Source organism: Marmoricola sp. URHA0025 HA25 (genome assembly GCF_054059435.1).
The window spans coordinates 4431386-4456292 of record NZ_JBSSCD010000001.1 but is presented as its reverse complement, the minus strand read 5'-3'; the positions used below and the strand labels follow the sequence as shown (position 1 = coordinate 4456292).

General features: G+C 71.3%; 25 protein-coding genes. 8 read left to right on the top strand and 17 right to left on the bottom strand.

Annotated features, from left to right (window positions below; translation table 11 throughout):
• Nucleotides 1-42: 42 nt before the first annotated feature.
• Together ACVW00_RS21950 and ACVW00_RS21945 are read right to left on the bottom strand one after the other, a co-directional pair.
• Nucleotides 43-2373, bottom strand: a complete 2331-nt coding sequence (locus ACVW00_RS21950; RefSeq protein WP_457113017.1) for a sodium-translocating pyrophosphatase — start codon at nucleotides 2371-2373, stop codon at nucleotides 43-45.
• A gap of 122 nt (nucleotides 2374-2495) precedes the next feature.
• Nucleotides 2496-2831 (bottom strand): STAS domain-containing protein, encoded by a 336-nt coding sequence (locus ACVW00_RS21945; protein WP_457113016.1) that lies wholly within the window; start codon nucleotides 2829-2831, stop codon nucleotides 2496-2498.
• Between the two features lie 146 nt (nucleotides 2832-2977).
• On the opposite strand from ACVW00_RS21945, the gene ACVW00_RS21940 reads away from it, so the two are divergent.
• Entirely contained in the window at nucleotides 2978-5299 is a 2322-nt protein-coding gene (locus ACVW00_RS21940) for a DEAD/DEAH box helicase (protein ID WP_457113015.1), read from the top strand.
• Here the strand turns inward: ACVW00_RS21940 and ACVW00_RS21935 are convergent.
• The 8 genes from ACVW00_RS21935 to ACVW00_RS21900 all read right to left on the bottom strand — a co-directional run bounded on the left by ACVW00_RS21935 (nucleotide 5277) and on the right by ACVW00_RS21900 (nucleotide 11100).
• Complete coding sequence (locus tag ACVW00_RS21935) at nucleotides 5277-5678, bottom strand: Rv3654c family TadE-like protein (protein ID WP_457113014.1); 402 nt, start codon at nucleotides 5676-5678, stop codon at nucleotides 5277-5279. The genes ACVW00_RS21940 and ACVW00_RS21935 overlap by 23 nt on opposite strands.
• The gene (locus ACVW00_RS21930) at nucleotides 5669-6034 is read right to left on the bottom strand and encodes a TadE family type IV pilus minor pilin (RefSeq protein ID WP_457113013.1); all 366 of its coding nucleotides are present in this window, start codon (nucleotides 6032-6034) and stop codon (nucleotides 5669-5671) included. The genes ACVW00_RS21935 and ACVW00_RS21930 overlap by 10 nt, the downstream gene beginning before the upstream one ends.
• A gap of 123 nt (nucleotides 6035-6157) precedes the next feature.
• Complete coding sequence (locus ACVW00_RS21925; protein WP_457113012.1) at nucleotides 6158-6337, bottom strand: DUF4244 domain-containing protein; 180 nt, start codon at nucleotides 6335-6337, stop codon at nucleotides 6158-6160.
• A gap of 143 nt (nucleotides 6338-6480) precedes the next feature.
• Nucleotides 6481-7212, bottom strand: coding sequence for a type II secretion system F family protein (locus ACVW00_RS21920; protein WP_457113011.1), 732 nt, complete (start codon nucleotides 7210-7212; stop codon nucleotides 6481-6483).
• Nucleotides 7209-7994, bottom strand: coding sequence for a type II secretion system F family protein (locus tag ACVW00_RS21915; protein WP_457113010.1), 786 nt, complete (start codon nucleotides 7992-7994; stop codon nucleotides 7209-7211). The genes ACVW00_RS21920 and ACVW00_RS21915 overlap by 4 nt, the downstream gene beginning before the upstream one ends.
• Nucleotides 7991-9163 carry a TadA family conjugal transfer-associated ATPase gene (locus ACVW00_RS21910; RefSeq protein ID WP_457113009.1) on the bottom strand — a complete coding sequence of 391 codons (1173 nt, stop codon included), beginning with the start codon at nucleotides 9161-9163 and terminating at the stop codon, nucleotides 7991-7993. Before ACVW00_RS21910 ends, ACVW00_RS21915 begins: the two co-directional genes overlap by 4 nt.
• A complete protein-coding gene (gene ssd / locus ACVW00_RS21905) occupies nucleotides 9160-10230 on the bottom strand; it encodes a septum site-determining protein Ssd (RefSeq protein ID WP_457113008.1) in 1071 nt (356 codons plus the stop codon). The genes ACVW00_RS21910 and ssd overlap by 4 nt, the downstream gene beginning before the upstream one ends.
• 102 nt (nucleotides 10231-10332) lie before the next feature.
• Nucleotides 10333-11100 (bottom strand): sulfite exporter TauE/SafE family protein, encoded by a 768-nt coding sequence (locus tag ACVW00_RS21900; RefSeq protein ID WP_457113007.1) that lies wholly within the window; start codon nucleotides 11098-11100, stop codon nucleotides 10333-10335.
• Nucleotides 11101-11143: 43 nt separating this feature from the next.
• Between ACVW00_RS21900 and ACVW00_RS21895 the strand changes: the two genes are divergently transcribed.
• Nucleotides 11144-11959, top strand: coding sequence for an HAD family hydrolase (locus ACVW00_RS21895; protein WP_457113006.1), 816 nt, complete (start codon nucleotides 11144-11146; stop codon nucleotides 11957-11959).
• A 270-nt stretch (nucleotides 11960-12229) separates the two neighbouring features.
• Here the strand turns inward: ACVW00_RS21895 and ACVW00_RS21890 are convergent, their stop codons facing one another.
• On the bottom strand, nucleotides 12230-12958 hold the full coding sequence (locus ACVW00_RS21890) for an oxidoreductase (RefSeq protein WP_457113005.1): 729 nt from the start codon (nucleotides 12956-12958) through the stop codon (nucleotides 12230-12232).
• Between the two features lie 197 nt (nucleotides 12959-13155).
• Between ACVW00_RS21890 and ACVW00_RS21885 the strand changes: the two genes are divergently transcribed.
• From ACVW00_RS21885 to acs, 4 genes are all read left to right on the top strand, one after another.
• Nucleotides 13156-14004: a class I SAM-dependent methyltransferase gene (locus ACVW00_RS21885; protein WP_457113004.1), complete on the top strand. Its 849-nt coding sequence runs from the start codon at nucleotides 13156-13158 to the stop codon at nucleotides 14002-14004.
• A gap of 106 nt (nucleotides 14005-14110) precedes the next feature.
• Complete coding sequence (locus ACVW00_RS21880; protein ID WP_457113003.1) at nucleotides 14111-14482, top strand: DUF485 domain-containing protein; 372 nt, start codon at nucleotides 14111-14113, stop codon at nucleotides 14480-14482.
• A complete protein-coding gene (locus ACVW00_RS21875; RefSeq protein WP_457113002.1) occupies nucleotides 14479-16107 on the top strand; it encodes a solute symporter family protein in 1629 nt (542 codons plus the stop codon). The genes ACVW00_RS21880 and ACVW00_RS21875 overlap by 4 nt, the downstream gene beginning before the upstream one ends.
• Nucleotides 16108-16246: 139 nt before the next feature.
• Entirely contained in the window at nucleotides 16247-18229 is a 1983-nt protein-coding gene (gene acs / locus ACVW00_RS21870; protein WP_457113001.1) for an acetate--CoA ligase, read from the top strand.
• A 1-nt stretch (nucleotide 18230) separates the two neighbouring features.
• Here acs and ACVW00_RS21865 read toward each other — a convergent pair whose 3' ends face one another.
• Nucleotides 18231-18806, bottom strand: a complete 576-nt coding sequence (locus ACVW00_RS21865; RefSeq protein ID WP_457113000.1) for a hypothetical protein — start codon at nucleotides 18804-18806, stop codon at nucleotides 18231-18233.
• Between the two features lie 73 nt (nucleotides 18807-18879).
• Nucleotides 18880-19890 carry a TerC family protein gene (locus ACVW00_RS21860; protein ID WP_457112999.1) on the bottom strand — a complete coding sequence of 337 codons (1011 nt, stop codon included), beginning with the start codon at nucleotides 19888-19890 and terminating at the stop codon, nucleotides 18880-18882.
• Between the two features lie 194 nt (nucleotides 19891-20084).
• On the opposite strand from ACVW00_RS21860, the gene nhaA reads away from it, so the two are divergent.
• The gene (gene nhaA, locus ACVW00_RS21855) at nucleotides 20085-21272 is read left to right on the top strand and encodes a Na+/H+ antiporter NhaA (RefSeq protein ID WP_457112998.1); all 1188 of its coding nucleotides are present in this window, start codon (nucleotides 20085-20087) and stop codon (nucleotides 21270-21272) included.
• Nucleotides 21273-21354: 82 nt separating this feature from the next.
• Nucleotides 21355-21756, top strand: a complete 402-nt coding sequence (locus ACVW00_RS21850) for a phage holin family protein (RefSeq protein WP_457112997.1) — start codon at nucleotides 21355-21357, stop codon at nucleotides 21754-21756.
• 10 nt (nucleotides 21757-21766) lie between these two features.
• Here ACVW00_RS21850 and ACVW00_RS21845 read toward each other — a convergent pair whose 3' ends face one another.
• From ACVW00_RS21845 to nth, 4 genes are read right to left on the bottom strand one after another with little or no spacing between them, the layout of a single operon-like run.
• Entirely contained in the window at nucleotides 21767-22936 is a 1170-nt protein-coding gene (locus ACVW00_RS21845; protein WP_457112996.1) for a MarP family serine protease, read from the bottom strand.
• A 56-nt stretch (nucleotides 22937-22992) separates the two neighbouring features.
• Nucleotides 22993-23655: an NUDIX hydrolase gene (locus tag ACVW00_RS21840; protein ID WP_457112995.1), complete on the bottom strand. Its 663-nt coding sequence runs from the start codon at nucleotides 23653-23655 to the stop codon at nucleotides 22993-22995.
• On the bottom strand, nucleotides 23652-24146 hold the full coding sequence (locus tag ACVW00_RS21835) for a TlpA family protein disulfide reductase (RefSeq protein ID WP_457112994.1): 495 nt from the start codon (nucleotides 24144-24146) through the stop codon (nucleotides 23652-23654). Before ACVW00_RS21835 ends, ACVW00_RS21840 begins: the two co-directional genes overlap by 4 nt.
• Nucleotides 24143-24871 (bottom strand): endonuclease III, encoded by a 729-nt coding sequence (gene nth, locus ACVW00_RS21830; protein WP_457112993.1) that lies wholly within the window; start codon nucleotides 24869-24871, stop codon nucleotides 24143-24145. Before nth ends, ACVW00_RS21835 begins: the two co-directional genes overlap by 4 nt.
• Between the last annotated feature and the right edge of the window lie 36 nt (nucleotides 24872-24907).

Below are 24907 nucleotides of genomic sequence, written 5' to 3'. Positions count from 1 at the left end.
GGGCCGCCACCCGGAGGTGACGGCCCGTGCTGCGCGCTGAACTCAGGCCTGCGGGTGCGGCGCGAACGCCGAGGACCCGCTGTCGTCGTGGTCGTCGCTGATGGCGACCTCGCGCTGCTTGGAGATGTAGACCGCGACCGCGATGATCGCGACGGCCACGAGCGCGATGACGATGCGCAGGCCGTCGTGCTGGTCCTTGCCGACGCTCATCGAGACGACGGCGCTTGCGATCAGCAGCGAGACCAGGTTCATCACCTTGATCAGCGGGTTGATCGCCGGACCTGCGGTGTCCTTGAACGGGTCGCCGACGGTGTCGCCGATGACCGTCGCCGCGTGGGCATCGGAGCCCTTGCCGCCGTGGTGGCCGTCCTCGACGAGCTTCTTGGCGTTGTCCCAGGCACCGCCCGAGTTGGCCAGGAAGATCGCCATCAGCGTGCCGGTGCCGATCGCGCCGGCGAGGAAGCCCGCGAGCGACGCGACACCGAGGCCGAAGCCGACGGCGATCGGAGCGAGCACCGCGAGCAGACCGGGTGTCACCAGCTCACGCAGCGAGTCCTTCGTGACGATGTCGACGACCTTGCCGTACTCCGGGCGACCGGTGCCCTCCATGATCCCCGGGATCTCGCGGAACTGGCGGCGGACCTCGAAGACCACCGCGCCGGCTGCGCGACCGACCGCGTTGATCGCCAGGCCGGCGAAGAGGAACACCACGGCCGCGCCGAGGAGCACCCCGACGAGGACGGCCGGGTTGAACACGAAGAAGTCGGTGAGGGAGAACTCGGTCGCCTTCGACTTGACGAGCTCGTCGAGCACCGAGGTCGCATAGGAGCCGAACAGCGCGGTCGCCGCGAGCACCGCGGTCGCGATGGCGATGCCCTTCGTGATCGCCTTGGTGGTGTTGCCGACGGCGTCCAGCTCGGTGAGGATCTGCGCTCCCGCCGGGCTGACGTCGCCGGACATCTCTGCGATGCCCTGGGCGTTGTCGGACACCGGTCCGAAGGTGTCCATCGCCACGATCACGCCGACGGTGGTCAGCAGGCCGCAACCGGCCAGGGACACCGCGAACAGCGAGATGGTGAGCGAGCCGGTGCCGAGCAGGAACGCCCCGAACACTGCCGCACCGATGACCAGGGTCGTGTACACGGCGGACTCGAAGCCGACCGCGAGGCCGGACAGGATCACCGTGGCCGCACCGGTCAGCGAGGTCTTGCCGACGTCCTTGACCGGCTTGTACTCGGTGCCGGTGAAGTACCCGGTCAGCGCCAGGATGCCTGCCGACATGACGATGCCGATCACGACGGCGGCGGACGCGATCAGGCGCGGGTCGCCGTCGGCGCCGCTGCTGGAGATCCGGTCCAGGACGTTGCTCGGGACGCCTTCGAAGTCACCGAAGCTGCCGGGCAGGTAGACGAACGACAGCACGATCGAGGCGAGCGCACCGACGCCCGCCGAGATGTAGAACGCCCGGTTGATGGTCTTCAGGCCGTTCTCGCCGGCACGCGGCACCGTCAGGTAGACGCCGAGCACGGCGGTCAGCGCACCGATCGCGGGGATCAGCAGCGGGAAGACGAGGCCCTTGTCACCGAACGCCTGCGAGCCGAGGATCAGCGCGGCGACCAGCGTCACGGCGTACGACTCGAAGAGGTCCGCGGCCATGCCTGCGCAGTCGCCGACGTTGTCGCCGACGTTGTCGGCGATCGTCGCCGCGTTGCGCGGGTCGTCCTCCGGGATGTTCTGCTCGACCTTGCCGACCAGGTCGGCGCCCACGTCGGCGGCCTTCGTGAAGATGCCGCCGCCGACACGCATGAACATCGCCAGCAGCGCGGCGCCGAAGCCGAAGCCCTCGAGCACGTGCGGTGCCTCGTCCTTGAAGATGATGACGACGATGCTGGCGCCGAGGAGGCCGAGGCCCACGGTGAGCATGCCGACCATCGCGCCGGTGCGGAAGCCGATCTTCATCGCCGGGTCGCGGCCGGTCTCGTTCGCCGCCGCGGCCACTCGCAGGTTCGCCTTCACTGCCAGCGACATGCCGAGGTAGCCGACGCTCGCGGAGAAGCCGGCACCCACCAGGAAGAACAACGAGCGGCCGAAGCGGACGCCCCAGTCGTCGGCGGGGAGGGCGAGCAGTGCCACGAACGCGATCGCGGCGAAGACGCCCAGCGTGCGGAACTGGCGCGTGAGGTAGGCGTTGGCGCCTTCCTGGACCGCGTGCGCGATGTTCTTCATGTTGTCCGTGCCTTCGCCGGCAGCCAGGACCTCGTTGCGGAACATCGCTGCCATGGCGAGCGCGCCCAGCGCGATCACCGCCACGACGACGACGAGTACGAGGTTGGAGCCGTCGAGCTGCACGACCTCGGGAATGAGCCCGGTCATGTTTCTCCTCGGTGTGGTTCGGCTAACACAGACCGGGCCGGAGTCTACGCACGTGTGTCCCCCGTCACGACCGTGGGGTGAGCCAGATCACGCCGTCCTGGGGCGATGTGCCCGGAAGCGGCTCAGACGCCGAGCGCGCCGGTCTCGGAGTCGTGGATCGTGAAGACCTTCGCCAGGCCGGTGATCCGGAAGATCTTCAGCAGCCGGTCCTGGCTGCAGATCAGCTCCATCGAGCCCTGCTGGGCGCGCACCTTCTTCAGGCCGCCCACGAGCACCCCCAGGCCGGTCGAGTCGAGGAACTCCACCTTCTCCATGTCGACCAGGAGGTCGTGGTGGCCCGCGTTGACGAGCTCGGTGATCTTGTCGCGCAGCTTCGGAGCCGTGTAGACGTCGATCTCGCCTCCGACGGTGACGACCGTGCGGTCGGCCACCTCACGAGTCTCGAGCGATAGGTCCACAGTCTCTCCCAAGCGTGATGCGGGCGTGTGCGCCGGTCGTTCGACCCGGTGACGGGTCCGTTTCCATTCAATCACGACTGCACCGGATCGGGCCCCGGGGCGACGGGGCACGCCGGAGGTCGGCGGCCGCTGTCAGACTCGTCCGGGTGAGCACGATTCCGCTGGAGACGCTGGTCGAGCGGATCACCGGCGCTCCGGGTCGCGACGACCGGCTGACCCACCTCGAGGTGCTGCCGCCGCGGGCGGCCCGCAGCTGTCCGTGGCCGGAGTGGGCGCACCCCGCCGTCGTCGAGGCGTGGCAGCGGATCGGCGTACGCAGCCCGTGGGAGCACCAGGCCGAGGCGGCGACGCTCGCGCACGACGGCACCCACACGGTGATCTCGACCGGCACGGCGTCGGGCAAGTCGCTCGGCTACCTCCTTCCCGGGCTCACCGACATCGTGGCGTCCCGCGGTCCGAAGGGTCAGCGCGGTGCGACTGTGCTCTACCTGTCGCCCACCAAGGCGCTCGCGCAGGACCAGCTGGCCGCGGTGCGCAGCCTCGGGGTGCCCGACCTGAGAGCGTCGACGCACGACGGCGACTCCTCGCCTGAGGAACGCGAGTGGACCCGCGACCACGCGGAGTACGTGCTCACCAACCCCGACATGCTGCACCGCTCCCTGCTGCCCGGGCACGAGCGCTGGTCACGCTTCTTCGCCGCCCTGCGCTACGTCGTCATCGACGAGTGCCACCACTACCGGGGCGTCTTCGGCGCCCACGTGGCGCAGGTGCTCCGCAGGCTGCGCCGGGTCGCGGCGCTGTACGGCGCCGACCCCACCTTCGTGCTGGCCTCGGCAACCGTCGCCGAGCCCGAGGTCGCAGCACGGCGTCTCACCGGCCTGCCGGTCGTAGCCGTCACCGACGACGCCTCCCCGCGGGGGCGGGTCGCGCTGGCTCTCTGGGAGCCGCCGTTCGTGTCGCACGCCGGCGAGCACGGTGCCCCGGTACGCCGCTCGGTGACCGCGGAGCTCGCCGACCTGCTGACCGACCTGGTCGTCGACCGGGTGCGCACGCTGGCCTTCGTCCGGTCCCGCAAGGGCGCCGAGGCGGTGGCGCTGGGAGCCCGTCGTCTGCTCGCGGAGGTCGATCCGGTGCTCGCCGACAGCGTCGCGGCGTACCGCGGTGGCTACCTGCCGGAGGAGCGACGGGCCCTCGAGCAGGCCCTGCGGAGCGGAGAGCTGATCGGCCTGGCCGCGACCAACGCGCTCGAGCTCGGCATCGACGTCTCCGGCCTCGACGCCGTGCTGCTCGGCGGCTTCCCCGGCACACGCGCGGCGCTGTGGCAGCAGATCGGTCGCGCCGGCAGGACCGGCGGCGACGCGCTGGCGGTGATGGTCGCCCGCGACGACCCGCTCGACACCTACCTCGTCAACCACCCCGACAGCCTGTTCGGGCGACCGGTGGAGGCGACCGTCTTCGACCCGGACAACCCCTACGTGCTGGGTCCGCACCTGTGTGCGGCTGCCGCCGAGACGCCGCTGACCGAGGAGGGCCTCGCACTCTTCGGGCCCGGTGCCCGGAGCGCGGTGGAGGCGCTCACCGCTGCCGGCCTGCTTCGGCGCCGGCCGCGCGGCTGGTACTGGACCGACCGCCGGCGCGCCTCCGACCTCGCCGACATCCGGTCCTCGGGTGGCGCTCCTGTGCGCCTGGTCGAGGTGGACACCGGACGGGTGCTCGGCACGGTCGACCACGCGTCGTCCCACGGCACTGCCCATGCGGGGGCTGTGTACCTGCACCAGGGAGAGAGCTACCTGGTCCACGAGCTCGACCTCGACGAGTCGGTCGCCATCGTGTCCCGTGCCGAGGTCGACTACTCCACGTCGGCGAGGGAGATCACCGACATCGCCATCGTCGCCGAACGGACCCACGAGGCGTGGGGCCGGGCACGGCTGTCGTTCGGGTCGGTGCGGGTCACGCACCAGGTCGTCTCCTTCCTGCGGCGACGGGTGCCGAGTGGTGAGGTGCTCGGCGAGCAGCCGCTCGACCTGCCGGAGCGCACGCTCGAGACCGCGGCCGTCTGGTGGACGCTGCCCGACGACGTGCTCGAGGACTGCGGGATCGACCCGGTGGACCTCCCCGGCGCCGCGCATGCAGCCGAGCACGCCTCGATCGGACTGCTGCCGCTGTTCGCGACCTGCGACCGCTGGGACATCGGCGGCGTGTCCACCGCCCGGCACGCCGACACCGGTCAGCTCACCGTGTTCGTGCACGACGGCCATCCAGGTGGCGCCGGCTTCTCCGAGCGCGGGTTCCAGACTGCCGCTGACTGGCTCGAGGCCACGCGCGACGCCATCGGCTCGTGTGCCTGCACCGACGGGTGCCCGTCGTGCGTGCAGTCCCCGAAGTGTGGCAACCAGAACAACCCGCTGGACAAGCGCGGTGCGGTCCGACTGCTCGACCTGCTGCTCACCGGAGTGCCCCGGGAGTAGCACCCGGCGTGGGTCCGCGCACCGGCTCCGGTCCCGCGCGAGCCCGTGCCTCCAGGACGCGGCCGCCCAGCAGCGGCGGTAGCGCCACCGAGGTCGCCACCAGCACGGTGGGCCCCTGCACGAGGCACGTCGTCACCGCGGCTCGCTGACGGCCGGCGATCAGGGCCGCCGCAGCGCACGGCTCAGCGCCACGCTGGAGAGCAGCAGCGGCGGCCAGTGAGGCAAGGTCGGCTGCGCTCTGCGCGCGGCGGTGCGCGAGCACGATCGCGACCGTGCCGACGGAGACCGCCGCGACGAAGACCAGCACGGCGACGAGCCCGACGGCGATCACGACCGCCGCACCTCGGTCGTCGCGTCTGCGAGCGGTCGTCAGGGCCATGCCTGCTCCTCGGCCGCAACCGCGCTCGCCCGGGCGTGGTAGACCGGCAGGAACGCGAAGATCCCCCCGGGCCCGCGCACCGGTGCGTCGACCGTGACCGCGATGCTCTCGCCCTCGTGCTGCACCGAGATCTGTGCCCCGGCCGTCGCCACCCGGGCACCCAGGCCGACGCTTGCCTGCGGGTCCTCACCGCGGGCCAGCGCACGAGCCGTCTCTCGGGCGGCGTCCAGGGCCCGGACCTCGGTCGCCCCGAGCGCGACCAGCCAGGCCAGGCCCAGTGCGAAGAGCACCAGGACCGGCAGCACGACGGCCGCCTCGGCGGTCACGGCACCGGACTCGTCCCTGGTTGGTGTCATTCGGTCCTCCTCCAGCTCGGTCCGAGTGGTCGGCGGGGAGTGCCGCCCGTGCCCCTGAGTGCGCCCCCCGCCGACCGGCATCGGATCCTCCTCAGACGTCCGTCGTCCCGGCTCCGCAGCCGTTCAGAACGGCAGCAGCTTCAGGACGTGGTCGAACACGGTGTTGACGATGTGCTGCCCCGTGTCGCTGGTGAGGAACTTGAAGAGGAGACCGGCGAAGCCGACACCCGCACCCGTGCAGACGGCGTACTCGGCGGTGGTCGCACCTGTCTCGTCGCGCTTCTCGATCGTGGTCCTGCCCATCACATCTCCTGACATCTCGAGCCACTCCGGGTGGCGTCTTTCCCTTGTGGGGATGAGGTTTCTCGTCGTCGCGGGTGGCCGCGACGACCGATTTCGGGACGGTGGACAACTGCTGTCGCCTGCCCGCTGTGGACCGTCTGCGGTCACTCGAACAACCGCATCGTCGAGAACACCCCGACCACCATCGGGACCACCCCGAGCACGAGGAAAGCCGGCAGGAAGCAGATGCCGAGGGGCGCCGCTGCCCGCACCTCGACGCTGCGAGCGAGCACCTCGGTGCGGGCGTGGGACTCCGCTGCGAGCTCGGTGGCCAGGCCGGTGATCGCGTCGCGGACGGAGGCCCCGGACCGGTGCGCCCGGGTCATGGCCCGGCCGAGCGGGCGCAGCTGCGGGTGCTCGTCGAGCGCGCGCCAGACCGCGAGCGGATCGACCCCCAGGGCCAGCCGGTGCCGCACCAGCCGGAGCTCGTCGGCCACTGCGCCCGGGAGCGCTGCGGCGACCGCGTCCAGCGCACCGGTCGTCGCGGCTCCTGCGTCGAGGCACGCGCCGATGAGGTGCACCGCGACCGGGAGGTCTCGCGCGAGCTCTTCGCGGCGCCGGCGGAGGACCGGGCTCTCCGAGCGCCCGAGGACCTTCCATGCGAAGACGGCGGCGGCGACCGCGGCCACGATCCCGACCTGCCCGCCGACGAACACCCAGGCTCCGGTGAACGCCAGGCCGGCCAACAGCGGCCGCAACCGGAGGAGAACGGCGCGGTCGCTGTCGAGGCTGGCCTCCGGCGCCTTTCGAGCCACCGGACGTCGCGGCGACGGGGCGAGCAGAAGAGCCACGGCAGCCGCTGCCGCCGTCGATCCGAGCAGGGCCGCCGCGGTCATCGGCGGCCCAGGACGCGGTCGGCGATCCGGGCGAGCCAGACCAGGCCGGCGTACTCGAGGGCGAGGCCGGTGCAGAGGCAGACGAGGCCGGGCGTCGAGTCGAGCAGGAACCCGACGGGACTGCCGCCGAGCCCGCTGCCCAGGGCCAGGACGGCCAGAGGCAGCACCGCGAGCAGGCGGGCCGTGGCCTGTGCGGCCGCCATCTCCGTGGACAGGACCCGCGCCGTCGCCCTGTCGTCGCGCAGGCGCTGGGCGGCCATGGTCAGTGCGGCGGCCAGCCCGGCTCCGGACCGGTGGGCGACCTGCCAGGCCGCTGCCACGATCCGCAGCTGGCCCGCCCCGGGTCGGGCACCGAGACGGCGCAGTGCATCCGGAACGTCGGCACCCAGACCCGCGGCGACGGCGACCGGGGCCAGCTCCGGCCAGTCCTCGGCCGCTGCGGCGAGAGCGGTCACCGGTGGCTGACCGGCACGGAGGTCGGACGCGAGGCCCTCGCACATCGTCAGGACGTGCTCCGCACGCCGCTCTGCGTCTGCGACCCGCCGGCGTCTGGTCAGCTCACGCGCGCCTGCGCCAACCACCGCCACCGCGACGAGGCCGAGCACGACCCGGCTGCCGTCGAGCACGACGACGGACGTGCCACCCGCGACCGCCAGCGCGCCCAGCAGGCCCGGCTGCGAGCGCGGACGGCCCGATGCCGCCAGGGAGACCGGCACGAGGAGCGGCCGGAGCAGCAGCCAGGTCGCGCCGGCCGCTGCCGACGCCGCGATCAGGGCGGTCATCGGGCCAGCAGCTCCTCCAGCGTCGCGAACCCGGGACCCGGGTGCGGGTCGAGATCGGCGCCGAACGTCACCGCCGGCACTACGGTCACCTCCGAACCGTCTCGTCGCAGCACGCCCACGTCGCGGATCCGGCGTGGCCCGGCGGCGGGCCGGTGGAGGTGCAGCACGAGATCGACGGCGGAGGCCAGCTGGCTGAGCGCCGCCTCGCGGGGAAGCCCGGCGGCCGTGGCAAGGCTGGCCACCCGGTTGGGGACGTCGACGGCGGAGTTCGCGTGCAGGGTGCCGCAGCCTCCCTCGTGCCCGGTGTTCATCGCGGCGAGCAGGTCGACGACCTCGGCGCCACGCACCTCGCCGACGACGAGCCGGTCGGGGCGCATCCGCAGTGCCTGTCGGACCAGCGTGCGCACGGTGACCTCCCCCGAGCCCTCGATGTTGGGCGGCCGTGCCTCCAGGGCGACGACGTGGGGGTGGTCGGGTCGCAGCTCACTGGAGTCCTCGACCAGCACGAGACGCTCGGCCGGGTCGCACAGGGTGAGCAGCGCATTGAGGAGCGTTGTCTTGCCGGACCCTGTGCCGCCACTGACCAGGAACGCGAGGCGCTGCCCGACGATGCGACGCAGCAGGGCAGCGCCCTCGTCGCTCAGGGCCCCTGCGGCCCGCAGCTCGTCGAGCGTGAAGACGCGCCGCTGTGGGACCCGCAGGGACAGCACCGTGCCCGGCCGGGCGATGGGCGCCAGCACGGCGTGGAACCGGGTCCCGTCGGGCAACCGCAGGTCGACGTACGGCGAGGCGTCATCCAGCCGGCGGCCGCCCGCTGCCGCCAGCCGCTGGGCAAGTCGGCGCACGGCCTCCTCTCCGCCGAACCTCAGGTCGGTCAGCTCGAGCCCGTCGCCGCGGTCCAGCCAGACCTGCCCCGCGCCGTTGACGAGGACGTCGGTCACTCCGGGTACCGCAAGGAGCGGGTCGAGCGGACCGGCCCCGTGCACGTCGCGCCGGAGGGCGTCGTGGACGGCGAGCACCGTCGCGTCACCCACGGGCCGGCCGTCCTCGCGCAGCGCCTGGGCGACGCGCTGGGGGGTCAGCTCGGCCCCGTCGCGGGCGAGGTGGTCGCGCACGGACACCAGCACGTCGTCGGGCACGCCCGGTGGAGTCGGGTCGAGCATGGTCATGCCACCGCTGCTCGCTCCCCGGCCAGCACGACCTCGGCCGCCTGCCGGGCCGCGCGCGCCAGCGTGCCGCGCCCGGAACGCAGCGGCCCGACGCCGAGACTGATCGCCTCGTCGAGGCCGCGCTGGTCGCCCATCGTCGCGACCACCGGGAGGCCGAGCAGCCGGCTGACCTCCCGGGGAGAGACTCCTGCCGCAGCCCCGCGGAGGACCAGGCCGGTGCCCGTGCCGGAAGGCAGTCGACGCGCGACCCGCGCTGCCGCCGCGACGGCCGGGACGGTCAGGGTCGAGACCAGCAGCACGTGGTCGCAGCGCGCGAGGATCTCGTCGACCACGGGATCCGGATGCCGCGGTACGTCGACCACGACCGTCGCGAAACCGCGCCGGGCGGCAGACAGCGCCTCGCGCATCGCGAACGCCTGCAGGCTCGAGGCCCGGTCGACCGGCCACGTGAGCACCGACAGCGCCCCTTTCCGCGGCAGCGCCTCGCGCAGCGAACGGGCACTGAGACGTCCGGTCGCCTGCATGAGCGCGTCCCACCGGACCCCGTCGACCCGCTCGAGGCCGAGGACCCGGTCCATCCCCGCGCCGAGCACGTCCGCGTCGATGACGAGCGTGCTTCCACGCCCTGCGCAGACCTGCGCCAGCGCTGCGGCGAACACGGTCGTCCCGACCCCGCCGGCCCCGCCGACCACCCCGACCGTGACCCCCGGCGACCCACCCCCGTCGCCGACGTCGGTGAGGACCTCGACCAGCCACGACTCCGAGGTCGGCAGCACCGCGACGCTCTCGGCGCCGACCTCCAGCGCGTGCCGGAAGACCTCGTCGGGCAGCGGGTCGTGGCCCACCACATGGACGCGGGATCGGCGAGGAGGCCGGCTGCGCGCCAGGTCGGCGGCCCTGTCCCCGCCCACCAGCACCAGCGGCGCGGAGGACCACGAACGCAGTGCCGGCGCGCTGGCGCGTGCCACCTCGGGAGCGACTCCGGCCGCGGCCGCGAGCCGGACCAGGTCGGCAAGGAGCCTCTCGTCGTCGGTCACGAGCAGCGGAGCGGAAGCGGGCTCGGTCATGGGAGGAGGCTCCCCCACCCGAGCCCGTACGCCGACCCGACCGGACCCGGCTGTGCACGGCCACCGTCCGGTCAGCCCCTGTGGACGCCAGCCGGCGTGCCGTCAGAGGAGGAGACCGCCGCCGATGCGCAGCACGAAGGCACTGACCACCACGATGAAGAAGATCCGCACGAACCGCGCGCCCCGGGAGACCGCGACCCGCACGCCGACGTAGGCACCGAGCAGGTTGCAGCCGCCCATCACCAGGCCGACCCGCCACAGCACGGCGTCGTGGGGGACGAACACGCAGAGGGCGGCCAGGTTGGTCGCCCAGTTCGCCATCCGGGCCTTTGCCGACGCCTCGAGGAAGGAGTACCCGAGCAGGCCGACCAGGGTGAACACGAAGAACGACCCGGTGCCCGGGCCGAGGGCGCCGTCGTACGCACCGACGACGAGGCCGCTGCCCATCGCGGCCAGCGTGTGCCGGTGGCCGCTGAAGCGGAGCGTCGTCGCCGCGCCCAGCTCCGGGCGGAACACCACGTAGGCACCGACCGCGACGAGCACCACCAGCACGATCGGCTGGAACGCGTCCTCGGGGATGCGCGCGGCGACGAGCGCACCGCCGAAGGAGCCGAGGAAGGCGACGAGCATCAGCGGCACGAACGTGCCGGCGTGCGGGCGGACCCGCCGGTAGTAGGTCACCGAGCTGGCCGACGTGCCGCAGATCGATCCCAGCTTGTTGGTCGCGAGGACCTGGACCGGGCTCGCGGACGGCAGTCCGAGAACCAGCGCCGGGAGCTGGATCAGGCCGCCGCCTCCGACCACGGCGTCGACGAAGCCGGCCGCCAGCGCGGCGACGGCGAGCAGCGCGAGCGTGGTCGGGTCGGGCACGGAACGACCCTAGGAGACGCTCCGCGCTCCGTAGACTCGACCCATGAGCCCCGTCGCTCGGCCCACCGCGGCGTTCTTCGACCTCGACAAGACCATCATCGCCAGGTCGAGCACGTTCGCGTTCTCCCGTGAGTTCCAGGCCAGTGGGCTCATCTCACGGGGCGCCGTGCTCCGCAGCGCCTACGCGCAGTTCGTCTACCTCGTCGGCGGCGCGGACCACGACCAGATGGAGAAGATGCGGCAGTTCATGTCGCAGCTGGTCTCGGGCTGGGACGTGCAGACGGTGCGCGACATCGTGGCCGACACGTTGCACAACATCGTCGAGCCGCTCGTCTACGACGAGGCCGTCGACCTGATCGAGGAGCACCACGCCGCCGGCCGTGACGTGATCATCGTGTCGACCAGTGGCGCGGAGATGGTCGAGCCGATCGGCGAGATGCTCGGCGCCGACCACGTCGTCGCGACCCGGATGGAGGTCGCCGACGGCAGGTACACCGGCAAGATCCGCTTCTACGCGTACGCCGAGAACAAGGCCAAGGCGATCAGCGACCTCGCCCGCAAGCGCGGGTACGACCTGGCCGGCTCGTTCGCCTACAGCGACTCGATCACCGACGTGCACATGCTCGAGATCGTCGGCCACCCGTACGCGGTGAACCCCGACAAGGACCTGCGCCGGATCGCCCGCGAGCGGGGCTGGCCGATCCTCGTGTTCGAGCGGCCGGTCGCCCTCGGCAACCGGGTCCGGCTGCCACCCGCGAAGCCCACGCTGGCGGCCCTCGCCATCGCCGGGATGGCCGGAGTGGGCGCCGCCGTGTGGATCAACGCGCGTCGTGGGCGCAGGAGCCGCTCCCCCTTCTGACGCGTCGCGCCCGGGTCGCGAAAGTCAACCCACCTAGGTCCTTGAAGTGCCCGCGGAGCGGGCGTAGACAGGACTCAGCGGAACAACTACAGACCAGCACATGGACGCGGAACCCACGCTCCGATCTACCCTTCCTACAGGGCGCTTGCATTCCGGGACACACCCGGGGCAACAGTTGATCACGTGCAGCTTGGTACCTGGGCCCATGTGTTTCGAGCGGCATCGAAGTTCACTTCGGTGCCGCTCAACTGTGTGGCCCTTCCGACCGGCTCAGCCGGCGGAGAGCGGCGAGGCCTCGACGCCGGCGGTGACCGCCTCGGCGGCGTACAGGAGCCAGGCCTGCAACCCCGACCGGCCGCCGTCGCGGTAGCCACGGAGGTTCGACTCGTACTCGCGGCGCAGCGCCAGGTGTCCGGCCTCGGGTACGACGACCGACGCCGGGTCCACTCCCCGGGCGACCATGACCAGCCGCTCGAGCGCGCGCGCGACGATTCCGTTGTGCGAGGCGAACGGCGCGACCGTCAGCACCTCCGCGTGCGCGAGCGCCGCCACCATCAGTGCCGGCACCGACGTCGAGGACAGGGTGGTGCCGAGCGCGTTCAACCGGGCCGCTGCCTCGGTCGTGACCGGCCTCCCGAGGGCCTCGTCGTCGACCACTCCCCTGCCGGCCAGTGAATGCAGTCGTGCGAGCGCCTGCAGCGGGGAGGACCCGATCACCGGGACGAGGGAGAGCACACCGGTGCTCACCCGCAGGGCCGCCTGCGCGGTCTCGTCGCCACGCCCGTCGCGCACGTCGTCCAGTGCCGAGGACGACCCTTCGAGGACGGCGGAGGCGTGCGCGCCCCTGAGGAGCGACTCCGTCGTCTGGTCGGGTGTGGTGCGGCGGAGACCCCGGTCGCGCAGCAGTGCGTCGATCCCGTCGCGCGCCGCGGCGAACGCCGACGGCACCCCTTCCAGCTCGGTCAGCCAGCTGAGCGGGTCTGGCGCGGGGTCAGGCACGCGGGCAAGGGTATCGGGTAGTTTCGGGGCGTGTTGGTGAGCCTTCGGCCGTCGCGAGCGTCGTCAGACGTGGTGCATGGCAAGGCGGAGGAGGGAGACGGCCCGGGGTTGGCCGTCGACCGACGACAACGCAGCCAGGCGCCGCGTATGGCGGCGCGCAGCAGGCCGCAAGGCCCACCAAGGCGCCCTGGGACACGATGAGCCCTGAGGACGGCAGCACGACGCGCGGCCACGCACTGTCCTTCGCCACGGTGTCGCAGGCCTATGACCGGGCGCGGCCGTCGTACCCGCAGGACGCGGTCGGCTGGCTGGTCGGCAGCCAGCGATCGACGGTCGTCGAGCTCGGCGCGGGCACCGGCAAGCTGACCGAGCTGCTGGTCGCCGCGGGCCACGACGTGGTCGCCACCGACCCGCTGAGCGAGATGCTCGTGCACCTCCGGGCCCGGGTGCCCGCAGCCAGGACCGCGGTCGCGACCGCCGAGCAGATCCCGGTCGCCTCCTGCGCGGCCGACGTGGTGGTCTGCGCGCAGTCGTTCCACTGGTTCGACCACGAGGTCGCGCTGCCGGAGATCGCGCGCGTCCTTCGCCCCGGCGGCGTGCTCGCGCTGGTCTGGAACGCCCGCGACGAGGCGATCCCCTGGGTGCGCAAGCTGGGCAAGATCATCGGCAGCTCGGACAACCGCGCCGACCTCGCCGACCCGGCGGCGGACTCCGAGCACTTCGGGGACGTGGACAGCCAGGAGTTCCGGTTCTGGCAAGCGCTGCGCCGTGACGAGCTCTTCGACCTGGTCCGGTCCCGCTCCTACGTCGCGCTGCTGGAGGACGCCCAGCGCGACGAGCTGCTCACCCGCGTGGGCGCCCTGTACGACGACTACGGGCGCGGGCCCGACGGCATGCAGCTGCCCTACATCACGCGCTGCTACCGCGCGGTGGTCCGCCATCGCACGCCACCGCCGGTTCCTCGGGTCTCCGACGGGATCGGCCGGCTACCGCTGCCGTCCGACCCCGACGACGACCCCGGCACCGTCCTCATCGACTTCAGCTAGCGCTCCGACGCGCCTCGCGAGGATTGACCGGTGTCGGTCCGGGGCACTTCCTGCGTGACGTGACGGTCATCACACGCATGGCCGTCCACACACCGGAGGTGCTGACATGACCACCCACTCATCCAGTCCGGGCGACCTCGAGGCGCGGGGTCAGGCCGCGCGCCATGATCCGGTCTACGACCGGCTCGCCGAGACAGCCGAGTTCCAGGAGGTGCGCCGGCGTACCGGGATGTTCGTGATCCCGGCGACCGCGATCTTCCTGGGCTGGTACCTGCTGTACGTGCTGATGTCGAACTGGGCCCACGACGTCATGAGCCACCGCGTCTTCGGCCACGTCAACGTCGCCCTGATCTTCGGGCTGCTCCAGTTCGTGTCCACGTTCCTGATCGCCGGGCTCTACGCGCGGCACATGAACAACCAGGTCGACGACCTCGCGCACGAGCTCGACGTCCGCTACAACGAGGAGCGCACGCGATGAGTTCACACACCCTGTCCGCCGTGCTCTTCCTGACGGTCGTGGCGGTCACCATCGCGATCACGTTCTGGGCAAGCCGCCAGACCTCCGGCGCCACCGACTACTACGCCGGCGGACGCACCTTCACCGGCTTCCAGAACGGCATGGCGGTCTCCGGGGACTACATGTCCGCGGCGTCGTTCCTGGGCATCTCCGGACTGATCGCTCTCAACGGGTACGACGGCTTCCTGTACTCGATCGGCTTCCTGGTCGCCTGGCTGGTGGCGCTCCTGCTCGTCGCGGAGCTGCTCCGGAACTCCGGCCGCTACACGATGGCCGACCAGCTCGCGTTCCGGATGCGGCAACGACCGGTGCGCACGGCGGCCGCGACCTCGACCGTGGTCGTGTCGATCTTCTACCTGCTCGCCCAGATGGTCGGTGCCGGCGCACTGGTCGCGCTGCTCCTCGACGTGACCAACGGGACGCTCAAGGCGCTCACCATCGTCGGTGTCGGCGCCCTGATGATCTTCTACGTCACCGTCGGTGGCATGAAGGGCACCACCTGGATCCAGATCGTCAAGGCCGTGCTGCTGATGAGCGGCACGGTCCTGATCACCGTGCTGGTGCTCGCCAAGTTCAACTTCAACATCTCCGACATGCTGCACACCGCCTCGACGCACACCGGCAAGGGCGAGGCGTTCCTGCAGCCCGGCCTCAAGTACGGCGCGACGACGACCAGCAAGATCGACTTCCTGTCGCTCGGGCTGGCGCTCGTGCTCGGTACCGCCGGGCTGCCGCACATCCTGATCCGCTTCTACACCGTGCCGTCCGCGAAGGTCGCGCGGAAGTCGGTGCTCTGGGCGATCGGCCTGATCGGCAGCTTCTACCTGATGACGCTCGCCCTCGGCTTCGGTGCCGCAGCGCTGCTGGACACGGGTCCGGGCAGCCAGGTGGCCACGTCCGGCGGCAACCTCGCATCACCGTTGCTCGCCGAGGAGGTCGGCGGCGGCCACGGCACCGACGGCGGCGCGATCCTGCTGGCCTTGATCGCCGCCGTGGCGTTCGCGACCATTCTCGCCGTCGTCGCCGGCCTGACCCTCACCTCGGCGTCGTCGGTCGCGCACGACCTGTACGCCACCGTGTTCAAGCGCGGTTCGGCCTCGGAGAAGGACGAGGTCAACGTGGCGCGGGTCGCCGCCCTGGTGATCGGCGCCATCGCGATCGCCCTCGCGATCCCGGCGCAGAAGCTCAACATCGCGTTCCTGGTAGCCCTGGCGTTCGCGGTCGCCGCGTCGGCGAACCTGCCGTCGCTGATCTACAACCTCTTCTGGCGCAGGTTCAACACCCGTGGCGCGGTGTGGGCCATCTACGGCGGCCTGATCTCGTCGGTGGGGCTGGTGATCTTCTCCCCGGTGGTGTCGGGCAAGGGCGTCGACCCTGCGGGGAAGAACCTCTCGCTGCTGCCGACGAGCGTCGACATCTCCTGGTTCCCGCTCGAGAACCCGGGCATCGTCTCGATCCCGCTCGGGTTCCTCCTCGGCTGGCTCGGCACGATCACCTCGAAGGAGCCCGAGGCAGAGGACCGCTACACCGAGCTCGAGGTCCGGGCGTTCACCGGAGCCGGGGCGGAGGGAGCGATCCTGCACTGACCCGACGAGGTTGCAACCCGGACGCAACCTCAAGACGTGTTGCATCCTCCCGGCGGCCCTCGTCGCCGGGAGGATGCGCCTCTAGGCTGGCAAGAGAGCCCGTGGCCGGCCCCTGACCCAAAGTTCCCGAGGAGTGCAAGTGACCGAGCAGTCCGAGACGCTGTCGAACCTGTCCCGCGAAGAGCGTCACTTCGACCCGCCCGCCGAGCTCGCGGCCCACGCGAACCTCACCGAGACGGCGTACGCCGACGCGGAGGCGGACCGGCTCGGCTTCTGGGAGAAGCAGGCCGACCGGCTGTCGTGGGAGACCCGGTGGGAGCGCGTGCTCGACTGGGACGACCCGCCGTTCGCGAAGTGGTTCGTCGGCGGCAAGCTCAACGCGGCGTACAACTGCGTCGACCGGCACGTCGAGGCCGGCGCGGGCGACAAGGTCGCCTTCCACTGGGTCGGCGAGCCCGCCGACGACACCCGGGACATCACCTACGCCGAGCTCAAGGACGAGGTGTGCAGGGCGGCGAACGCGCTGACCGAGCTGGGCGTTCAGACCGGCGACCGGGTGGCGATCTACATGCCGATGATCCCCGAGACCGTGGTGACGATGCTCGCCTGCGCCCGGCTGGGTGCGCCGCACACGGTCGTCTTCGGCGGATTCTCCGCCGAGGCGCTGGCCAGCCGGCTCGAGGACTGCGACGCGAAGGTGGTGGTCACCTCCGACGGCGGCTACCGGCGCGGCGCCCCATCTGCGCTGAAGCCGGCGGTCGACGAGGCCTGCACGATCTCCGAGAAGGCGGGCCACACGGTGAGCAAGGTCCTGGTCGTGCGTCGTACCGGGCAGGACGTCGAGTGGACGGACGAGCGCGACGTCTGGTGGCACGACGTCGTCGACTCGGCGTCGACCGAGCACCAGTGCGAGTTCTTCGACGCCGAGCACCCGCTCTACGTGATGTACACCTCGGGCACGACCGGGAAGCCGAAGGGCATCCTGCACACCACCGGCGGCTACCTGGTCGGGAGCGCGTACACGCACTGGGGCGTCTTCGACCTCAAGCCCGAGACCGACGTGTACTGGTGCACCGCCGACATCGGCTGGGTGACGGGGCACTCGTACATGGTCTACGGACCGCTGGCGAACCAGGCCACGTCGGTGATGTACGAAGGCACCCCGGACAGCCCGCACAAGGGCCGGTGGTGGGAGATCATCGAGAAGTACGGCGTCACGATCTTCTACACGGCGCCGACGGCGATCCGGACGTTCATGAAGTGGGGCGACGACGTCCCCGCGAAGTTCGACATGTCCTCGCTGCGGCTGCTCGGCTCGGTCGGTGAGCCGATCAACCCGGAGGCCTACGTCTGGTACCGCGAGACCATCGGCGGCGGCCGCACACCCGTCGTCGACACCTGGTGGCAGACCGAGACCGGCGCGATCATGATCAGCCCGCTGCCCGGCGTGACCTCCGCGAAGCCTGGGTCGGCGATGACGCCGATCCCGGGCGTGGTGGCCGACGTGGTCAACGACGAGGGCCAGTCGGTCCCCGACGGGTCCGGGGGCTACCTGGTGATCAAGGAGCCGTGGCCGTCGATGCTGCGCACGCTCTGGGGTGACGATCAGCGCTTCAAGGAGACCTACTGGTCGCGCTTCAAGGGCATGTACTTCGCCGGCGACGGCGCGAAGAAGGACGAGGACGGCGACATCTGGGTGCTCGGTCGGGTCGACGACGTCATGAACGTCTCCGGCCACCGGCTCTCGACCACCGAGATCGAGTCGGCGCTGGTCTCCCACCCCAAGGTCGCCGAGGCCGCCGTGGTGGGTGCGACCGACGAGATGACCGGTCAGGCCGTCTGCGCGTTCGTCATCCTGAGGGAGTCGGCGGGCGACGGCGGCGCGGACATCGTCCAGGAGCTGCGCAACCACGTCGCCAAGGAGATCGGCGCGATCGCGAAGCCGCGCCAGATCATGGTGGTCGCCGAGCTGCCGAAGACCCGCTCGGGCAAGATCATGCGTCGGCTGCTCCGCGACGTCGCCGAGAAGCGTGAGGTCGGCGACGTCACCACCCTCGCGGACAGCACGGTGATGGACCTGATCCAGAGCGGGCTCCAGGGCGCCGCGGGCGGAGAGGAGTGACTCAGCCCTGGCAGAAGACCTTGGCGTAGGGGCCGGCGGCCTCCTGGCGCTCGGTGACCTTCCCGTCGACGGTGATGGTGCACCAGGTCTTCTTGGAGTACGGGCCGCCGTAGGCGAGGATGCGCGCGAGGTCCGCGTCGCCGTAGGTTCCGTCGGAGTGGTGGAAGGAACGCGAACCACTCGTGTCCGACCCGGTGCGCGCCCCGTCCGCGAAGGGGATCCACCAGCCCACGGCCATCAGGGGCGCGTCGGACTGGGCAGTGACGGTCACGTGGTGCCGGGTCAGGCTCTGCGAGGAGCCGGAGGGCTTCCCGAACGACTTGGAGTCGAACGAGCCGTTCGCGGTCAGCGCCTGCAGGACGTCGCTGGCACCGGTGGCCGGCGACGACGGGGTCGGCAGCACCGAGAGCTCGTGGGTCGGGGTTGCCGTCGGCGTGGCCAGCGGCGCCCCGGGAGTCGACCCGCCGGACGGCGTACCGGAGCCGCCGGACATGCCCCAGACCAGGACGATCACGACGAGCACGGCGAGCGCCGTGAGACCGGCGGCCTTCTTCGGGTTGCGCTGGATCCACTCCATGGACAGGACAACGACCGGGTCCGCCTGAGGTTAGGGCGATTTGGCCGGAAAACTCCCGAGTCCCGGTGGGCCCTCAGTGGCCCCGCGGACCGGTCGCCTCGTCCCGGGTGGTGGCGTCCATCCGGCTGGAGGCGACCAGGCTGAGCAGCGTCGTGACGGCCAGTGTGCCCACGATCACCACCAGGGACAGCCAGATCGGGATGTCGGGCGCCCAGCCGACGTGGTCGCCGCCGTTGATGAAGGGCACCTCGTTCTGGTGCAGCGCGTGCAGGACCAGCTTCACGCCGATGAACCCGAGCAGGAACGCCAGCCCGTAGGAGAGGTAGACCAGCCGCTCGAGCAGGCCGCCGATCAGGAAGTACAGCTGCCGCAGCCCCATCAGCGCGAAGATGTTGGCGGTCATGACCAGGTACGGCTCGTTGGTGAGCCCGTAGATCGCCGGGATCGAGTCGAGCGCGAACAGCAGGTCGGTCGTGCCGAGGGCGACGACCACCAGGAACATCGGGGTGATCACTCGCCGGCCCGCGACCCGCGCGAACGACTTGGTGCCCTGCCACTCGGAGGTCGCGGGGAGGTGCCGTCCGACCCACCTCACCAGCGCGCTCTCCTCGTAGTCGTCCTCGTCCTCCGCGCCTTCGCGGGCGAGCTTGACCGCCGTGTAGACCAGGAAGAGGCCGAAGAGGTAGAACACCCAGCTGAAGTTGTCGATCGCGGCCGCCCCGACGGCGATGAAGACCCCGCGCATGACCAGCGCGATCACGATTCCGATCAGCAGTGCCGTCTGCTGGTACGCCCGCGGCACGCCGAACTTGCTCATGATGATGAGGAAGATGAACAGGTTGTCGACCGAGAGCGAGTACTCCGTGAGCCAGCCGGCGAAGAACTCGGTGCCGTAGCGGCTGCCGGAGAAGACGAAGACCCCGATGCCGAAGGCGACGGCCAGGCCGACGAACCCGACGAGGGCGAGCACCACCTCGCGGCGGCTCGGCTCGTGCGGCCTCCGGCCGATCACGAAGACGTCGAAGACGAGCAGGGCGGTGGTGATGCCGATGGTGAGCCACCAGACGAGGGGCGAGACGTGCACAGGTCCTCCGGACGCCGAGTAGTGCTGCGCGTGAGCGCACGGTCATGGTCCGGAGGTCTCTCCCGCCCGCCGGTCCGAGGTGCTGAACCCGGCCGGGCCGACGGCCCCGGGGCACGAGTGCCCGTGATGACGATGCCGCCGCGAAGGAATACTCCCCTCCAACACTGCCGATTGTTCCACACCCGGGAGGACCCATGATCATCGCCCGCGGCCGGACACGCCTGTTCCCGATGCCCGAGCCCCGGGAGTCGGGCTTCGTCGGCCGGCTGCTGCGCTCGGAGACCGTGGGCGGTGGTGTTGCGCTGGTGGCGGCCGCGATCGCCCTGGTCTGGGCGAACGTGGATGCGGGGTCCTACCACTCGCTGCGGTCTGCCCAGGTCGGCCCGCTCGACGTCGAGCACTGGGCGGCCGACGGCGCGCTCGCGGTCTTCTTCTTCCTGGCGGGGCTCGAGCTCAAGCGTGAGTTCCTGGTGGGCTCCCTGCGCCGGCCCGCCGACGCTGCGATCCCGGTGGTCGCCGCAATCTGTGGTGTGGCGCTGCCGGCGCTGGTGTACGTCGCGGCGAACGCCGGCACCGACAACCTCGCCGGCTGGGCGATCCCGTCGGCCACGGACATCGCCTTCGCGCTCGCCGTGCTCGCCGTCGTCGGGTCGGCGTTGCCCACGCAGATGCGGGTCTTCCTGCTGACCCTCGCCGTGGTCGACGACCTCATCGTGATCGCCATCATCGCCGTCTTCTACACCGACACCCTGGACTTCGCAGCGCTCGGTGTCGCTTTCGCGATCTTCGCGGTGTACGCCGGCTGTCAGCGGCTGCGCGTGCACAGCGCGCTGGTGTACCTGCCGCTCGCCGGCGCCGGCTGGTGGTTCCTCCACGAGAGTGGCGTGCACGCCACGATCGCGGGCGTGGTGCTCGGCCTGCTCACCCGGGTGGTCCCGGACGCGGACGAGGACGCGTCGCCGGCCGAACGACTCGAGCACCGGGTCTCACCGGTCAGCTCGGCGGTCGCGGTCCCCTTCTTCGCGCTGATGAGCGCGGGCGTCGTGCTCGACGGCGGCGGTGACCTGGTGACCGACCCGATCGTGCTCGGCGTGGTGCTCGGTCTGGTCGTCGGCAAGCCGCTCGGGATCCTTCTCGGCGCGTGGACGGTCGCACGGTTCACCCGGGCCGAGCTCGACCCGGAGCTCGGCTGGCGCGACATCGCGGGCCTCGCCCTGCTCGGGGGCGTCGGCTTCACGGTCTCGCTGCTCGTCGCGGACCTGTCGTTCGCCGGGACCCGCGCGGAGGATGCCAAGGCCGGCGTACTCGCAGGATCGCTGCTGGCCGGGCTGCTCGCCGTTCTGGTCCTCGGACGACGCAACCGGGTGCACGGCTCGTCGTGACGATAGGGTGCCCAGAGTCGAGAACGAGTCGGGAAACCGCTCGCCGAAGCAGCCCACCGAAGGCACGAAGGGAACTCCGCGCATGGCACACCGCGAGCCGCTCGACGAGCACGAGCCGACGATCGGCAAGCTCGTCGTCGATGCGTTCGACGACTTCGGCACGCTCGCCCGGAACTTCATCGAGCTCGCCAAGTCCGAGCTGCGGATCAGCGTGCGCGCCGGCGGCATGGCGGTCGTGCTGTTCCTGCTCGCCGGCTTCATCTCGCTGCTCGCGATCATCATGGTCTCGATCGCGATCGCGTTCTTCATCCACATGACCGACCTCGACCTGGCCTGGTGCTTCCTGATCGTGTTCGGCGGCTACCTGCTGCTCGCCGGCCTGCTCGGCCTCATCGGCTACCGGAAGGTCCGCAAGGTCCACGCTCCTGAGCGCACCATGGCGCAGGCCTCGGACACCCCGCGCGCGCTGATGCACAAGGGCTGAGCGCGCCCGCTCAGGCGCAGTTGCCGCTGGACACCTGGTCGGTCGCGCTGAGCCCCTGGGCGGCCGCCTGCCCGACCTGGTCGGCGGTCAGCGCGTAGCCGGTCTGCTTGTCGCTGACCGAGGCCGCGAAGATCACCCCGAGCACCTCGCCGGAACGGGAGACCAGCGGTCCGCCGGAGTTGCCCGGTCGCACCAGGCCACGCACGGAGAACACCTCGCGCGTCACGGTGCCGCGACCGTAGATGTCCGGCGACCGCAGCCGCTGCTGCGCCCGGATCCGCGCCGGCTGCGCGTCGAACGGACCGTCGTTGGGGTAGCCGAGGATCACCCCTGGCTCCTTGGCCTCACCGCTGTCGTCGAAGTGGACGACCGGACCGTCGATGTCGACGTCGAGGACCGCGATGTCGATGTCGGAGTTGTAGTAGACGACCTTCGCGTCGACGTTGCGGGTGCCGACCCGCACGGTCGGGTCGGTGACCCCGGCGACCACGTGGGCGTTGGTCATCAGCCGGTGCGGCGAGTAGAGGAACCCGGTGCCCTCGATGCCGTCGCCGCAGCGGTTGTTGCCGCGGATCTTGAAGACGCTCAGCTCGGCCTTCTGGACCTCGGGATCGTGCACCACGTTGCCGGGCGCCGGGCTGACGTCGATGATCCGCTCGGGCGCGAACGGCTCGAGGTAGCGCGGGAAGAAGCTCGACCCGACGACGCGGTCGAACTGGCGCAGCACGCCCTGGGCGGCCGACGGCATCACGTCGTTGACCGAGGTGAGCACCTTGGAGTCGCGGACCATCGGGCCGATGCCGGGGATCCGCGACCCGCTGACGGCGACGCCGAGCATCCAGGTGACGATCAGCACCGCGACGACGCTGAGGACGGCTCCGCCCACCGCGTCGAGGGCCCGGACCGGCTGCCAGGTGATCTGGTCGCGCATCCGCGTGCCGGCGTACTGGAGCACGGCCTGGCCGAACGAGGCGCAGACCAGGACGGCGAACAGGGCGGTGAGCGACACCCACAGGGACGGGTCGGCGTCGCCCAGCAGGTGGGGCGCCAGCCAGATGCCGAGCAGCCCGCCCAGGAGAAGGCCGATGGTGGCGAACGCGCCGGTGATGAAGCCCTGCCAGTAGCCGGAGAGCGCGTAGGCGATGACGATGACCACCAGGCACCAGTCGAGCAGGTTCATCGTCACCTTCAGTCATGGCCCGTTGGTCGAGCCTGTCCAGACCCGTGGCCGCCGGGTCAATCCTGTCGTATGCCGAGCATGTAACCGGGCAGCGTGTGCGTCACCGACGTGTCCCACTCCCGGGTGAGGCCGACGAAGTCGAACAGCCGGTTGATGAGCCCGGCCGTGAATCCCCACAGGATCAGGTCCTTCGAGTCGCCGATGAGGAAGCCCGGGCTCGAGTACCCCGAGGGATGGGTGACCATGACGCGGTGTGCCGGGTCGAGCAGCTCCGCGATGGGGACTCGGAGGACGGCGTGCACCTCTCGGGGATCGACCACCCCGATCGGCGACTCCTCACGCCACCAGGCGAGCACGGGGGTCACCGCGAAGTTGCTCGGCGGCAACCACAGCTCCGGCAGCGTGGCCAGGACCTCGACGCCGGCCGGGTCGACGCCGACCTCCTCCTCGGCCTCGCGCAGGGCGGCCGCCACCGGGGACTCGTCGGTCTCGTCGACCGAGCCGCCGGGGAAGGACACCTGGCCCGGGTGCGACCGCATGTCGTGGGCGCGCTCGGTGAGCAGCAGGTCCGGACCGTGGTCACCCTCGCCGAAGAGCATCAGCACGGCGCCAGGTCGCGCACCGGCGTCCTCGGGCGGCAGGAACGCCGTGAGGTCCTTGCCGGTGATCGTCAACGCGGCGTCGCGGATCGTCGCGAGCCACGGCGGTACGTCGCTCACAGCGTCACTCCCAGGTGCTTCTCGACGAGCGCCTCGAGCTGGGCGAGGGACTTGATCTCGACGTACTCCTCGTAGGCGATGCGCCCGTCGGCGTCGACGAGAACCAGCTTGGGAAGGAACCGGCCGCGGATCGCCGGCTCGCGGTCGACGACCAGGGGATAGGTGAGGCCGGAGTCCTTCGCCAGCTGGCGGGCGCGCCCTGCCTGCACGTCCTGCCAGTCGACTCCGAGCACCGAGACCTGGGCGTGGTGGCGCTGGTAGAACGACTCGTAGATGGGCAGCTCGCGGCGGCACGGCTTGCACCACTGGGCCCAGAGGTTCACCACGGCCGGGCCGCGCAGCCGGCCGAGATCGACCGCCGCACCGCCGGTGAGGCTCGCCAGCGAGACCTCGGGCAGCCGGTCGGACGGGCCGGCCGTCGGCGCGGGGGTCCCGCTCGAGCACCCGGTCGCGAGCAGGGCGACGACGAGCGCGAGCGCCGCCTTCCTCACGCGGGCCCCTGCGTCTTCACCAGCTTCGCGGCCGCCTCCGGGTCGGTCGGTCCCTCGCCGAACGACGGGCACCACCGGGCCACCGTGCACGCGCCGCAGGCCGGCTTCTTGGCGTGGCAGACGCGGCGACCGTGCCAGATCAGGTGGTGGCTGAGCATCGTCCAGTCGCTCTTGGGGAACAGGGCGCCGACCTCGTGCTCGACCTTCACCGGGTCGGCCTCCGCGGTCCAGCCGAGCCGACGGGCCAGCCGCCCGAAGTGCGTGTCGACGGTGATGCCGGGGATGCCGAACCCGTTGCCGAGCACCACGTTCGCGGTCTTGCGGCCGACCCCGGGCAGCGTCACCAGGTCGTCCAGGCGCGGCGGCACCTGTCCGTCGTACCTCTCGACGAGCGCAGCGGAGAGCTTCAGCAGAGCGTCGGTCTTGGCGCGGAAGAAGCCGAGCGGCCCGATGATCCGCTCGAGATCCTCGCGCGGCGCCGCGGCCATGGACTTCGGGTCCGGGTACGCCGCGAAGAGCGTGGGCCGCACCGCGTTGACGCGCCGGTCGGTGGTCTGGGCGCTGAGCACCGTGACCACGAGAAGCTGGAAGGGGTCGTCGAAGTCGAGCTCGATCGTGGCCTCGGGGTAGGCCTGTGCCAGGACCCGGTCGACCTTGCGGGCGCGCCTGACCAGTCCGGTGTCGAGGCCGGTCGCGGCGGTCGCTGCCGGGGCTGTCTTGGGCACGAGCAGAAGAGTACGCGGGCGCACGTGAGGATCTCG

Coding starts and splice junctions, on each gene's coding strand:
- ACVW00_RS21920 (WP_457113011.1), bottom strand. CDS start 7,212: ATGACCGCGGCGGCCCTGCTCGGATCGACGGCGGCAGCGGCTGCCGTG.
- ACVW00_RS21875 (WP_457113002.1), top strand. CDS start 14,479: ATGAGTTCACACACCCTGTCCGCCGTGCTCTTCCTGACGGTCGTGGCG.
- ACVW00_RS21880 (WP_457113003.1), top strand. CDS start 14,111: ATGACCACCCACTCATCCAGTCCGGGCGACCTCGAGGCGCGGGGTCAG.
- nhaA (WP_457112998.1), top strand. CDS start 20,085: ATGATCATCGCCCGCGGCCGGACACGCCTGTTCCCGATGCCCGAGCCC.
- ACVW00_RS21910 (WP_457113009.1), bottom strand. CDS start 9,163: ATGACCATGCTCGACCCGACTCCACCGGGCGTGCCCGACGACGTGCTG.
- ACVW00_RS21925 (WP_457113012.1), bottom strand. CDS start 6,337: ATGGGCAGGACCACGATCGAGAAGCGCGACGAGACAGGTGCGACCACC.
- ssd (WP_457113008.1), bottom strand. CDS start 10,230: ATGACCGAGCCCGCTTCCGCTCCGCTGCTCGTGACCGACGACGAGAGG.
- ACVW00_RS21935 (WP_457113014.1), bottom strand. CDS start 5,678: ATGGCCCTGACGACCGCTCGCAGACGCGACGACCGAGGTGCGGCGGTC.
- ACVW00_RS21930 (WP_457113013.1), bottom strand. CDS start 6,034: ATGACACCAACCAGGGACGAGTCCGGTGCCGTGACCGCCGAGGCGGCC.
- ACVW00_RS21850 (WP_457112997.1), top strand. CDS start 21,355: ATGGCACACCGCGAGCCGCTCGACGAGCACGAGCCGACGATCGGCAAG.
- ACVW00_RS21885 (WP_457113004.1), top strand. CDS start 13,156: ATGAGCCCTGAGGACGGCAGCACGACGCGCGGCCACGCACTGTCCTTC.
- ACVW00_RS21845 (WP_457112996.1), bottom strand. CDS start 22,936: ATGAACCTGCTCGACTGGTGCCTGGTGGTCATCGTCATCGCCTACGCG.
- ACVW00_RS21895 (WP_457113006.1), top strand. CDS start 11,144: ATGAGCCCCGTCGCTCGGCCCACCGCGGCGTTCTTCGACCTCGACAAG.
- ACVW00_RS21915 (WP_457113010.1), bottom strand. CDS start 7,994: ATGACCGCCCTGATCGCGGCGTCGGCAGCGGCCGGCGCGACCTGGCTG.
- ACVW00_RS21950 (WP_457113017.1), bottom strand. CDS start 2,373: ATGACCGGGCTCATTCCCGAGGTCGTGCAGCTCGACGGCTCCAACCTC.
- ACVW00_RS21865 (WP_457113000.1), bottom strand. CDS start 18,806: ATGGAGTGGATCCAGCGCAACCCGAAGAAGGCCGCCGGTCTCACGGCG.